General features: G+C 61.1%; 10 protein-coding genes. 4 read left to right on the top strand and 6 right to left on the bottom strand.

Going from position 1 to position 12152, the window contains the following annotated elements; genetic code table 11:
* Nucleotides 1-25 precede the first annotated feature (25 nt).
* The gene (locus tag AC3IX4_RS19500) at nucleotides 26-427 is read right to left on the bottom strand and encodes a MerR family transcriptional regulator (protein WP_489257038.1); all 402 of its coding nucleotides are present in this window, start codon (nucleotides 425-427) and stop codon (nucleotides 26-28) included.
* 72 nt (nucleotides 428-499) lie between these two features.
* Entirely contained in the window at nucleotides 500-1438 is a 939-nt protein-coding gene (locus AC3IX4_RS19495; protein WP_489257037.1) for a LysR family transcriptional regulator, read from the bottom strand.
* Between the two features lie 147 nt (nucleotides 1439-1585).
* Here AC3IX4_RS19495 and AC3IX4_RS19490 point away from each other — a divergent pair, with 147 nt between their 5' ends.
* The gene (locus AC3IX4_RS19490) at nucleotides 1586-2815 is read left to right on the top strand and encodes an acyl-CoA dehydrogenase (protein WP_489257036.1); all 1230 of its coding nucleotides are present in this window, start codon (nucleotides 1586-1588) and stop codon (nucleotides 2813-2815) included.
* On the opposite strand, the gene AC3IX4_RS19485 is transcribed toward AC3IX4_RS19490, so the two are convergent.
* From AC3IX4_RS19485 to xthA, 3 genes are all read right to left on the bottom strand, one after another.
* Entirely contained in the window at nucleotides 2816-4165 is a 1350-nt protein-coding gene (locus tag AC3IX4_RS19485; RefSeq protein ID WP_489257035.1) for a substrate-binding domain-containing protein, read from the bottom strand.
* Between the two features lie 41 nt (nucleotides 4166-4206).
* Nucleotides 4207-4335: a hypothetical protein gene (locus AC3IX4_RS19480; protein WP_489257034.1), complete on the bottom strand. Its 129-nt coding sequence runs from the start codon at nucleotides 4333-4335 to the stop codon at nucleotides 4207-4209.
* Between the two features lie 121 nt (nucleotides 4336-4456).
* On the bottom strand, nucleotides 4457-5269 hold the full coding sequence (gene xthA / locus AC3IX4_RS19475; RefSeq protein WP_489257033.1) for an exodeoxyribonuclease III: 813 nt from the start codon (nucleotides 5267-5269) through the stop codon (nucleotides 4457-4459).
* A gap of 147 nt (nucleotides 5270-5416) precedes the next feature.
* Between xthA and AC3IX4_RS19470 the strand changes: the two genes are divergently transcribed.
* From AC3IX4_RS19470 to AC3IX4_RS19460, 3 genes are read left to right on the top strand one after another with little or no spacing between them, the layout of a single operon-like run.
* Nucleotides 5417-6061: a GNAT family N-acetyltransferase gene (locus AC3IX4_RS19470; protein WP_489257032.1), complete on the top strand. Its 645-nt coding sequence runs from the start codon at nucleotides 5417-5419 to the stop codon at nucleotides 6059-6061.
* Between the two features lie 56 nt (nucleotides 6062-6117).
* Nucleotides 6118-7854 carry an autotransporter assembly complex protein TamA gene (locus tag AC3IX4_RS19465; RefSeq protein WP_489257031.1) on the top strand — a complete coding sequence of 579 codons (1737 nt, stop codon included), beginning with the start codon at nucleotides 6118-6120 and terminating at the stop codon, nucleotides 7852-7854.
* Nucleotides 7851-11525 (top strand): translocation/assembly module TamB domain-containing protein, encoded by a 3675-nt coding sequence (locus tag AC3IX4_RS19460; protein WP_489257030.1) that lies wholly within the window; start codon nucleotides 7851-7853, stop codon nucleotides 11523-11525. The genes AC3IX4_RS19465 and AC3IX4_RS19460 overlap by 4 nt, the downstream gene beginning before the upstream one ends.
* Here AC3IX4_RS19460 and AC3IX4_RS19455 read toward each other — a convergent pair.
* Nucleotides 11507-12073, bottom strand: coding sequence for a DUF2589 domain-containing protein (locus tag AC3IX4_RS19455; RefSeq protein WP_489261322.1), 567 nt, complete (start codon nucleotides 12071-12073; stop codon nucleotides 11507-11509). The two genes, AC3IX4_RS19460 and AC3IX4_RS19455, sit on opposite strands and share 19 nt — an antisense overlap.
* Nucleotides 12074-12152: the final 79 nt, after the last annotated feature.

Raw genomic sequence — 12152 nt, 5'->3', positions numbered from 1 at the left:
GCGGGGGTTCCTGTGGCAGGGGCCATTACTGGCCGTTGTTCTGATTTTTCACGGTTTCGGCCAGCGCCATCACACAGCGCTCTTCGGCGGTGTCCAGTTCCAGCTGCATGTGCTGGATGTCCAGCAACTGCTGCTCGAGCTGGGCACGCCGTTCGGCGATTTTTGCCAGCATGCTGTTGAGTTGCTTCTGGTTACCGCTGGTGGGGTCGTAGAGCTCGATCAGTTCGCGGCACTCGGCCAGCGAGAAACCGATGCGCTTGCCGCGCAGGATCAGTTTCAGGCTGACTTTGTCGCGGCCCGAGTAGATGCGCTCAAGGCCTCGGCGTTCGGGGCTGAGCAGGCCTTGTTCTTCATAGAAGCGGATGGCCCGGGTGGTGATGTCCAGCTCGCGGGACAAATCGGAGATGCTGTAGGTCTGGCTGCTCATGGGCATGCTCGAAAAGAGGCGTGGCACTAACCTAATTGCAGCTTGACGTTTACGTCAAGGCGCATCGTTGATTCAAGCCGGCGCGGCCGCCTTGATCGCTTTGTCATCCTGGGCGGTCACCCATTGGCACAACTCGATTATCTGCTCGCGCATCCAGCGGTTGGCCGGGTCCTGGTCGGTGCTTTCGTGCCAGTACAGGTGGGTTTCAACGGCGGGTACGTCGTTGACTGGCAGCGTCGCGTAGGCCAGCCCGTGGTGACGAGCAAAGCGCTCCGGCACGGTCATGACCATGTCGGTGTGCGCAATCACTTGCGAAGCCATCATGTAGTGTTGCGAACGCAGGGCGATCTTGCGCTTCAAGCCCATTTTGCCCAGCGCCAGGTCGACATAACCCAGGCCGTTGCGTCGGCTGGAAATGTGAATATGCGTCAGGGCCAGGTATTCATCGAGGCTGAGCGTGCCTTTGTTCTGTGGGTGGCCCTGGCGCATGGCGCACACATAGGCATCTTGCATCAGCTTGACGTGACGTACCTGCGGGTCTGTGTTGAGCGGCGCATCAACGGCAAAGTCCAGGCGGCCTGCGGCCAACTCCTTGGTGGTTTCTCGGCGTTTGCACAAAAAGCTTTCAATCGCCACCGTCGGGGCCAGCCGGCGCAGGCGCTGGAACAGGGGCGGCAGCACCACGGCCTCGGTGAGGTCGGTCATGCTGATGCGAAACGTCTTATTGGCTTGCAGTGGATTGAAGATGCGGCTTTCCTGAACCGACACCCGTAGCAACGACAGCGCATTGCGCACTGGCCCGATGATGTTCTGCGCCATGGGGGTGGGCACCATGCCTTGGGCGGTGCGCACGAACAGCGGGTCGTTGAAGGTTTCGCGCAGGCGGGCGAGGGCGTTGGACACGGCTGGCTGGGTAATGCCGATGATCTGCCCGGCTCGGGTGAGGTTCGCTTCGGTATAGATAGCATCGAAGACGATGAACAGATTCAGGTCAACCTTGCTCAGGTTCACGGGCGGCGCCTCTTGTTGTGTTATTGGCCGATCATATATCGGTGATGAATGTTTATACACGCCGAGAATAGGCTAGGTAAATCCAGATCACTGCACTAGCCTCTTTTCCATGTCTCCCGCTTCCCTCATTTCGAGTAGGTAACTGCCATGGATTTCGCGTATTCCCCCAAGGTTCAGGCGCTGCGTGAACGTGTCACCGCGTTTATGGATGCCTATGTCTATCCGGCTGAGCCGGTGTTTGAGCGTCAAGTGGCCGAAGGCGACCGCTGGCAGCCCACGGCGATCATGGAAGAGCTCAAGCAAAAGGCCAGGGCTGAGGGTTTGTGGAACTTGTTTTTGCCCGAGTCGGAGCTGGGAGCAGGGCTGTCCAACCTTGAGTACGCGCCCCTGGCGGAAATCATGGGTCGCTCCCTGCTGGGTCCCGAGCCGTTCAACTGCTCGGCCCCGGACACCGGCAACATGGAGGTACTGGTGCGTTACGCCAATGAAGCGCAGAAGCGCCAGTGGCTGGAGCCGTTGCTGCGGGGTGAGATTCGCTCCGCCTTTGCCATGACCGAGCCGGATGTCGCCTCCTCGGACGCCACCAATATGGCGGCGCGGGCCGAGCGCCAAGGTGATGAGTGGGTCATCAATGGGCGCAAATGGTGGACCTCGGGCGCCTGTGATCCGCGCTGCAAGATCCTGATCTTCATGGGTTTGAGCAACCCCGATGGCCCGCGCCATCAGCAACATTCGATGATTCTGGTGCCGGTCGATACCCCTGGGGTCAAGATTGTTCGCCCCTTGCCAGTGTTCGGTTACGACGATGCACCTCATGGCCACGCCGAAGTGGTGTTCGAGAATGTGCGAGTGCCCTACGAGAACGTGCTGTTGGGTGAAGGCCGTGGTTTTGAGATTGCCCAGGGGCGCCTGGGGCCAGGCCGTATTCACCACTGCATGCGCTCGGTCGGCATGGCTGAACGCGCCCTGGAACTGATGTGCAAGCGTTCGGTGGCGCGCACCGCATTCGGTCGCCCGCTGGCACGCTTGGGCGGTAACGTCGACAAGATCGCCGATTCGCGGATGGAGATCGACATGGCCCGGCTACTGACGCTCAAGGCCGCCTACATGATGGACACCGTGGGTAACAAGGTTGCCCGCAGCGAAATCGCCCAGATCAAAGTGGTGGCGCCGAACGTGGCCTTGCGGGTGATTGACCGTGCGATCCAGATCCATGGCGGCGCCGGGGTTTCCGGCGATTTCCCGTTGGCCTACATGTATGCGATGCAGCGCACCTTGCGCCTGGCCGACGGCCCGGATGAAGTGCACCGCGCCGCTATTGGCAAGTACGAGATCGGCAAGTACCTGCCCAAGGAGATGCAGCGCAGCGAGCATTGATCAGCGGACCCAGACTTCGACGCGACGATTCCTTATCCGGCCCTCGTCGCCGTCGTTGTCGGCCACCGGCAAATGGGCGCCAAGGCCGTGAATGTCGCTTACGATCAGTCCATGGCGAGCCAGTTCGCGACGCACCGTCAGGGCGCGCAATTTCGACAGCAACGTGGCGCGAGCCAGGTCACTCTTGGCATCGCCGAAACCGGCCAGGCTGACTTGGCTGGCCGACTTGTCATGAGCCTGCAGGTAGTCCACCACTCGCTGCAGATCGGCATAGGCTTTGTTGTCCAGCTCGGCGCTGCCTTCGGCGAAGCGAAAGTTCACCGACAGGCGCACCGCATCACGGGCCAGTTGCCGGTAGGCGACGGGCATCTGTGCCTGGGGCTCTACCTTCATGGCCTGTACCGTCTGCGACACAAACCCCACGTCAGCGACCAGCGCCTGGCCTGCCGGGCTTTGGGCAAAGCTCACCAAGGCCTGCGCCCAAGGGTTGTGGGTGGTTTGCGGCAGGTAGAAATACAGCCGGCGTGACAGCGGATAATCCTCGGTTGCGATCAGTCGCGGGGTGGGCGCCAGTGGTTGGCCTTCACCGTCGGACACGGCGATGGGTTTGGCTCGGCGTACATAAGGCAAGCCGATAAAACCGATGCCTTGTGGGTCATTGGCCACCGCGTCGGACAACGCTTCGCTGGACTCGAAGCGCTTGGCGCTACTGCTTAATTGTTGTTGCTGCGGGTCCAGTACTAACGACTTGAAGGTGTCGAAGGTGCCGGAACGGTCATCTCGAGCGTACAGGTGAATCGGCCCTCGGGGGGCGCCAAGCTCGCTCCAGTCGGTCACTTCGCCTGCAAAGATCCGGGCCAGTTGCAGCGTATCCAGCTGCGCCAGACGGTTGTCCGGGTGCAGGATGATGGCGATGCCGTCGATGGCGATGACCTGCTCGGCCTGGCGACTTTGCAGGTCGCCCAGGCCCAGCAGGGCATCGCGCTCACTGTTTTTGATCGGCCGCGACGAGGCGGCGAGGTCTGCCTGATCGTGCTCCAGCGCCTGGAAGCCGGTGCTGGAGCCGTGGGCATCAACCTCCACCCAGACGGGCTCGCCCTTAGCGGTGGTGCCCTGAACCCTGACCTCGTTGAAGGCTTCGGTAGGGAGTACCTGCACATTGTTCAGCCCTTGCTGTTCCATCAGGCCTTTCACCAGGGCTGGGCCCAGTACTGCACCGATGGTGTTCGAGCCCTGAATCCGCAGCACCGGCGCATCGCCCCGCGCGAGCGGCAATGCCGCGTTTGCCGAGGCTGTCAGCAACGACACGGCCAGCATGAAAATCAACGGAAGCAGCGGAGGGCGGAGCATGCGGCAGCACCTTCGAAGGATGTGCCGGGAGAATAAGTCAGTCAGATGACCGAAGGGTTACAGCTGATACCGACCTTGCCGGAATGCCGGACCATCGCGATGGTATCGCCGTGGCTGTTGTAGGAGCAGACCTTGGTCGCGATGGGATCGCCGCGGTTCATAGCAGACACCGAGGCGATCCCATCGCGACCAAGGTCTGCTCCTACAGGCGATGGCATCAGACCGGTACAAAGGGATTGGCATCAGAGCGGTACAAAGGGATAGGCATCAGGCCAGTTCAAGGAGATGGAATCAGGCCAGTTCCAGCCAGATCGGGGCGTGGTCGCTTGGTTTTTCCATGGCCCGTAGATCGTAATCCACACCAGCGTCCTTGATCCGTGGCACCAGCGCTTGCGAGGCCATGATCAGGTCAATGCGCAGCCCGCGCTTGGGCTCGTCCTCGAATCCGCGGCTGCGGTAATCGAACCAACTGAAGCGGTCGCTCACCTGTGGGTTCAGGTGGCGGAAACTGTCCACCAAGCCCCAGTTTTTCAGGCGCGCCATCCATTCGCGTTCCTCAGGCAGGAAACTGCATTTGCCAGTTTTCAGCCAACGCTTGGCGTTGTCCGGGCCGATGCCGATGTCGCAGTCTTCAGGGGAGATGTTCACGTCACCCATCACGATCAGCGCCTGGTCATTTCTGAACTCGGATTCGAGCAGGGTTTGCAGGTCGCGGTAGAAACGTTCCTTGGCCGGGAACTTGGTCGGATGAGCACGGCTCTCACCCTGGGGGAAGTAGCCATTCATGATGGTCACGGGCTGGCCGTTGTGGTCGGCAAAGGTGCCCCAGATAAACCGACGCTGGGCATCTTCCTCGTCGCTGCTAAAGCCTTTGACCAGGCTCAGGGGCGGTTGGCGCGACAGCAGGGCAACGCCGTAGTGACCTTTTTGGCCGTGGTAATGAACGTGATACCCCAGGGCCTGGACGTCGGCGAGCGGGAACTGCTCGTCGCTGACCTTGGTTTCCTGCAGGCCAATCACGTCGGGTTGGTGTTTTTCGATCAGCGCCGCGAGCTGATGAGGCCTGGCACGCAGGCCGTTGATGTTGAACGAGACAATCTTCATGGGGCGGCAATCCTGGTGCAAAAAAAACGATGCTAGCCGACATCGATGGCGCCTGCCAGCGTGGCGGGCCAGTGGATCGCCTGCTAACGTCGCAGGAGCGCTCAGGCGCCGACCGAGCGCACGCTTGTGGATCGAGGAGTCATGTGCATGTCCGAAACTGCTACTGTTGATGCCGTCGCCACGATTCACCTACTCGATGGCGGCTACAGCCGAGAGGCGCGCTCGCTGCTCTATAACGCTTACCGCCATGAACCGACCTTCGCCTACTTGTTCGACGCCCAGAAGTCCGGCTATGAACAGCGGGTGAGGGCCACGGTACGCGAACTCGTCAAGCAGCACTTTCTGCAGGATTTGCCGGCCTTGGGCCTGATGATCGATGATCGCCTGATCGGAATCGCCCTGATTGCGCCACCGCAGCGGCGCCTGGAGGTGACTGAAAGTTGGGCGTGGCGCCTGCGGATGTTGCTCAGCACGGGCCTTCGTTGCACACGGCGTTACCTGGATTACCACATGGCTGTTTTGGCGTGCCTGCCGTCCGACGCGGTGCATCAATTGCCGCTGTTGGGCATTCATCCACAGTTCCAGGGGCAGCACTACGGCGAGCTGTTGCTCGCGGCGGTTCACAACTGGTGTGCCCAGGATCCCCATTCCGACGGGGTCGTGATTGATACCGGTAACCCACGATACCTGGCGTTCTATAAGCGCCAAGGCTATGAAGAGATCGGTGAGGTGGCCATCGGCCCGATACGCGAGCATGTGTTTTTTCATCCCAACCCACAGGTTGCGGTCTAGGCTGCAGTCAATTCGGGCTCTATTTCGGCCCTTTGCTCGTGTTAGCATCCGCGCCTATGAAATGTTCAGGACGATTTTTCAGCGCGCTTATCCTGTCGCTCAGCAGTCTGGCGGCCCATGCCGAAAGCGAGCTGGTGGTACGGATCAAGCCTGCCAATAAGGAACTCAAGACCAATGTCGAAGGGTACATCGGCAGCCTCGGCGAGCGAGACGAAGAAGCGTTGCTGCGGTTTAGCCGCGGCGCCGAGGAGCAGGCGCGCAAAGCCGCCCAGGCGCTGGGTTATTACCAGGCGCATATAGAAAGCGAGGTCAAACCCTCCAAGGACAAGAAGCACCTTAACCTGGAACTGACAATCGAGCCCGGTGAGCCCGTGCGCTTGCGCGAGGTGACCCTCCGTATCCAGGGCCCTGCCAGCGAGCTTAAATCTTTTCGGATCCCCAACAGCCAGGACCTGCGACCTGGCGTTGTGCTCAACCATGGTCATTACGAGGATGCCAAGCATCTGATCCAGAGCCAGGCTTCGCGCTACGGCTTTTTCAATGGCCGTTTTGTGCGCCAGCGGCTGGCCGTCGATCCCCAGGCCGGTGTCGCGGATATCGAATTGATCTACGACAGCGGCCCGCGCTTTACCCTGGGCAAAGTCAGCTTCGAGGGTGACACGCCGTTCGACGAAGACCTGCTGCAACGCATGGTGCCCTTCAAGGAAAACACCCCCTACGACTCGCAACTGATCGCCGAGCTGACTCAGGCCCTGCAATCGAGTGGCTATTTCGAGGGCGTGCGCGTGAATGCAGCGCCCACTGCGGCCTCTGCCCAGACGATTCCGGTCAGTGTTCAATTGCAGACTCGCAAGCCACGGACCATGGGGCTGGGGCTGGGCTTCTCGACTGACGTCGGCCCGCGCGGCAAGGCCAACTGGACCCGGCACTGGGCCAACCCGCAAGGCCATAGCTACGGCACTGAAATGGAGCTGTCGGCGCCGCGCCAGAACGTCGGCCTGTTCTATGACATTCCATTGGACCCGCCACTGACCGACAAGCTGCGTTTTGCCGGTGGCTATCAATATGAAGAAATTGCCAACACCGACAGCGTCAGTAAATTACTGACCCTGGGCCCTGAATGGCACAGCAAGTTGCCCAGCGGCTGGCAGCGGGTGATTTCCCTCAAGTGGCAGCACGAGGAGTACAAGCTGGGCGATGACTCGGGCCTCAGTACCTTGTTGATGCCGGGTGTTAGCTACTCATACCTGCGCAGCGACAATCGAATCGATCCGCACAACGGCTATCGGTTGCAATTCGACGCGCAAGTGGCCAAGGAAGGGCTGTTGTCGGACACCAACCTGCTGCACGGCAACGTGCTGGTCAAGGGCTTGACCACCATCGGCCAGAATCATCGTTTCCTGGGGCGGGTGCAGTTCGGCGGCAGCGCCACCAATGGCTACAAGAAAATCCCCCCATCCCTACGTTTTTATGCCGGTGGTGACCAGAGCGTGCGTGGCTATGACTACCAATCCCTGTCGCCGGAGAACTCCGACGGTGACAAGATCGGCGGCCGTTATCTGCTGACCGGCAGCCTCGAATACCAATATTCAGTCGCCGAAAAATGGCGGGTGGCGACTTTTGTCGATCAGGGCAACTCCTTCAACACGCTTGAACTGCCAAGCCTGAATACCGGTGTCGGTATTGGCCTGCGCTGGGTGTCGCCGGTCGGGCCGCTGCGCCTGGACCTGGCCCATGCGCTGGATGACGAGGGTGGCATTCGTTTGCACTTTTCCATGGGGCCAGAGCTGTGAAGCGGGGTTTGAAGATTGTTTTGTTGGGGCTTGTGGGCCTTGTAGTGCTGGTGGCTGTCGGCCTGGCCCTGGTGTTGGGCACCGAAACCGGCAGCCGCTGGGCACTGGCCCGAGTGCCAGGTTTGCAGCTGGAAGGTTACAGCGGCCGGTTGGGCGGCCAATGGCAGGCCGATCATCTGCTCTGGGAGCAAGGTGCCAATCGGGTTGAGCTGAACAAGCCGTTGTTGGCCTGGTCGCCGGGGTGCCTGTTGCGCATGACCCTGTGCATCGATCAGTTGCATGTGGATCAGATCAGCCTTGATCTGGCCCCCTCCGAGGCGCAGCCAGACAAAGGCCCGCTGCAATTGCCCGACCTGCAACTGCCCTTGGCTATTGAACTGGGGGATGTGCGTATTGGCAGCCTGCGCCTGGACGGCAACCAGCAGTTGAGCCAGCTGCAATTGGCGGCCGCCTGGACAGTGGCGGGGTTGCAACTCGAATCGCTGACCCTGCAACGCGATGACCTGCGCCTGGACCTGCGCGGCACCTTGAAACCTGGCGGTCGTTGGCCACTGGAAGCCAGCGGCCAATTGCAGTTGCCGGCCATGGGCGAGCAGTCCTGGCAATTAGCGTTGAAAATAACAGGCGATCTGCTCGACACCCTGCACCTGCAAGCCGACAGCAGCGGTTATCTGCAGGGTCAGCTCAAGGGTGATCTCAAGCCGTTGGCCGAAAATTTGCCGGCGCACCTGCGCCTGACAGCCGATGGCTTCAAGCCTGAAGCCAGCCTTCCTGACACCCTGCAACTCAATCAGCTTGAACTGACGGCCGAAGGCGATTTGGCTGCCGGTTACATCCTCAATGGCAAGGCCAGCCTTCCCGCCGAGCAAGGGCCTGTTGCATTGCTACTACGCGGGCGGGTGGATGCCAAGGGGGCGGATATCGCCGCCCTGGACCTGACGGCCAGTGCCGAGCAGCGCCTGAATGTCATCGGCAAACTTGATTGGGAAAAGGGCTTCGCTGCCCAGGCCAAGGTTGACTGGCTCGACTTTCCCTGGCATCGACTGTACCCGGTGATCGAGGAGCCGGGCGTCAGCGTCAAGCGATTTAACGCCCAAGTGGATTACCGAGACGGCCAGTACCTGGGCAATTTCAGCGGCGATCTGCAGGGGCCGGCGGGCGCATTCAGTCTCAAAAGCCCGGTCAGTGGCGATCTGACCCAGGTCTTCCTGCCGCAACTGGAGCTCGATGCAGGGCAGGGCAAGGCGGCGGGGCACCTCAATGTGAAATTTGCCGACGGTATCGGTTGGGACACAGCGCTGGAACTGAGCGCCTTGAATCCAGCCTATTGGCTTGCCGAACTGCCCGGCACGCTGGCCGGGCCCTTGCGCAGCAGCGGTGAATTCAAGGATGGCAAGCTCAAGCTCGACGCCGACCTGGACCTCAAGGGACGTTTGCGCGGTCAGCCGGCGGTGCTGCAGGCCAAGGCCCAGGGCGCTGACCAGCACTGGACCTTGGCTGCGCTGGAAATCAGCCTGGGTGCCAATCGTATTCATGGCAGCGGCAGCCTGCAGCAGCGGCTGGCGGGCCAGATCGATATTGAGCTGGCACGCCTGGGCCAGTTATGGCCCGGCCTGCAAGGCCAGGTCAAAGGACGCCTGGATGTCGCTGGCAGCCTCGACAAGCCTGAAGGGCAGTTGAAGCTGCAAGGCAGCCAGTTGGCCTTTCAGGAGAACCGTGTTCAAAGCCTTCAATTGTCGGCCATCCTGGATGCTGCCCAACAGGCCAAGGTTGATCTGGACGCCAACAGCATTCGCGTCGGCGACACCTCCCTTGGGACGCTCATCGCCAAAGGCCAGGGCGATATTCGCCAGCAGGCCCTGACACTGGCGCTGCAGGGCCCAAAACTGAAGCTCGACCTGGGGTTTGATGGCCGCCTGGACAAGGGCGATTGGCGCGGGCGCCTGGCCAGCGGCGATGTACAGACCGGTGGCCAGGACTGGCGCCTTCAAGGCCCGGCAAAACTAGCGCGGCTGGCCAACGGGCAGGTGGACCTGGGGGCCCACTGCTGGGCCGCAGGCACCGCCACCCTGTGTGGTGACGATCAGCGCCTGCTGCCGGGGCCGAAACTGCGCTGGCACCTCAAGCAATTCCCATTGGAAAGCCTGGCGCAATGGATGCCCAAGGATTTCGCCTGGCAGGGTCGCCTGAACGCCGATGTGCAACTTGACCTGCCGGCCGCTGGCCCCAAGGGGCAAGTGCTGGTGGATGCCAGTGGTGGCACCCTGCGCCTGCGCGAGAAAGGCCAGTGGCTGGATTTCCCCTATCAGACCCTGCGTCTGGACAGCAAGCTTGGGCCCAAACGCATCGACACGCGGCTCGACTTCATCGGCGCGCGCTTGGGTGAGCTGGTGGTCAACACCCAGATCAGCCCATTGCAGAAAAACAAACCCCTGACGGGTGATTTCCGCCTGAGCGGGCTGGACCTGGCCATCGCCAGACCGTTTGTGCCGATGGTCGAACGCCTCAATGGCCAGCTCGATGGCGCGGGGCGTTTGTCCGGCAGCCTGCTGGCGCCGCTGGTGAACGGCAGCGTGACCTTGAAAGATGGCGAAATCAGTGGCGCAGAGTTGCCGACCGCCCTGCACGACTTGCAAGTCCAGGCCTTGATTGCCGGTGAAAGCGTGCAACTGCAAGGTCACTGGAATGGCGGGGAAACCGGCCAGGGCAACGTGAGCGGGCAAATCAGCTGGGCCCAAGCCCTGGATGTGGACCTGCGCGTGCAAGGCACCCGCCTGCCGGTGAGTGTCGAACCTTACGCGGTGCTTGAAGCCACCCCGGACCTGACGATTCAGGTCAATGGCGAACGCATCGCCATTGCCGGCAAGGTTCTGATTCCCAAGGGGGAGATCGTCATTCGCGAGTTGCCACCTTCGACGGTCAAGGTTTCAGAGGACACGGTTATCGTCGGTCATCAAACCGAAGAGGGCAAAAAGCCGATCCCGATGGCCATGGATATCGACGTCGAGGTCGGCCAGGAAAAACTGTCGTTCAAGGGCTTTGGCCTGACCGCGAACCTGGCAGGTCAGGTGCATATCGGCGACAACATGGATACCCGCGGTGAGCTGAACCTCAATGATGGTCGCTACCGGGCCTATGGCCAGCGCCTGACCATTCGCCGTGCACGCTTGCTGTTTGCAGGCCCGATCGATCAGCCCTACCTGGACATTGAAGCCATTCGCAAAACCGACGACGTGGTGGCCGGTATTCGTTTGACGGGCAGTGCCGAGCAACCCACCACCCAAGTGTTTTCCGAGCCTGCCATGAGCCAGGAGCAGGCGCTGTCGTACCTGGTGCTGGGGCGTCCACTGGCCAGCAGCGGCGAAGATAACAACATGTTGGCCCAGGCGGCTCTCGGCCTGGGGTTGGCCGGTAGCTCCGGCCTCACCAGCGCGGTGGCTAACCGGCTCGGTATCGAAGACTTCCAATTGGACACCGAGGGGGCTGGCAACAGCACCAGCGTGGTGGCCAGCGGTAACCTGTCCGAACGCTTGAGCCTGCGCTATGGCGTTGGCGTCTTTGAGCCGGCCAACACCATCGCGCTGCGCTATCTGTTGAGCAAGCGCCTGTATCTGGAAGCGGCCAGCGGCCTGGCAAGCTCGCTGGACATCTTTTACAAGCGCGACTTCTGATCGTTTGAGCGAACCTTGGCGGCTTCAATGAATTCGTTGGAGTCGTCAGTGGGTGCAGGCGGCGGTGCTATGCGAATGGGGCTGATCAGGTTGGTGTATTCCTCGATCAGCCGGTTCACGGCTTCCGGTGGCTCGCACGCCTTGAACACCAGGCTGATCTGTACTTCGTCGGGGTCCCGATCATCACTTCGGCGCTTATCGGCGCCAACGGTCACGAAAAAGCGTTCACTTTGCAGGCTGCCGTTTTCCAGTTCATGGCTGGCACTGGCCAGCTCCGTGGCTTGAATTCGCACCGACAAATCCACTTGCATCTGCTCCAGCGCCAGGCCGCGAGGCGCCACCAGCGCCACCAGCGGGATGCGCATATGGTGGTGATCATCCAGTGCGACCTCCACCATCTTGGCTTTCATCGGCGTGCCGAGGTCATCAGCGTCGTAGTCAAAAAACTGATCGAACAGCTTGATGTACTGCTGGGCAATCAGGTTATTGGTGGCGGCGGCGGCTTCTTGCAGGCCTCGGGTGATATCACGCAGGTCGCTGGCGGTCATCGGCTCTTTCTTGCGGGAATAGAAGGCCACGAAAGTCGGCTCCTTGAACTAACGAGAAAGCCCCGCCAAAGGGCGAGGC

Source organism: Pseudomonas sp. KH_021 (assembly GCF_057838865.1).
Note: the sequence above shows the minus strand (reverse complement) of the source record. Positions and strands in the feature narration are given on the sequence as shown.

What these genes read in the sequence shown, in the direction of transcription:
- AC3IX4_RS19500 (WP_489257038.1), bottom strand. Translation starts at nt 427, where the DNA reads ATGAGCAGCCAGACCTACAGCATCTCCGATTTGTCCCGCGAGCTGGAC.
- AC3IX4_RS19490 (WP_489257036.1), top strand. Translation starts at nt 1,586, where the DNA reads ATGGATTTCGCGTATTCCCCCAAGGTTCAGGCGCTGCGTGAACGTGTC.
- AC3IX4_RS19485 (WP_489257035.1), bottom strand. Translation starts at nt 4,165, where the DNA reads ATGCTCCGCCCTCCGCTGCTTCCGTTGATTTTCATGCTGGCCGTGTCG.
- xthA (WP_489257033.1), bottom strand. Translation starts at nt 5,269, where the DNA reads ATGAAGATTGTCTCGTTCAACATCAACGGCCTGCGTGCCAGGCCTCAT.
- AC3IX4_RS19470 (WP_489257032.1), top strand. Translation starts at nt 5,417, where the DNA reads ATGTCCGAAACTGCTACTGTTGATGCCGTCGCCACGATTCACCTACTC.
- AC3IX4_RS19465 (WP_489257031.1), top strand. Translation starts at nt 6,118, where the DNA reads ATGAAATGTTCAGGACGATTTTTCAGCGCGCTTATCCTGTCGCTCAGC.
- AC3IX4_RS19455 (WP_489261322.1), bottom strand. Translation starts at nt 12,073, where the DNA reads ATGACCGCCAGCGACCTGCGTGATATCACCCGAGGCCTGCAAGAAGCC.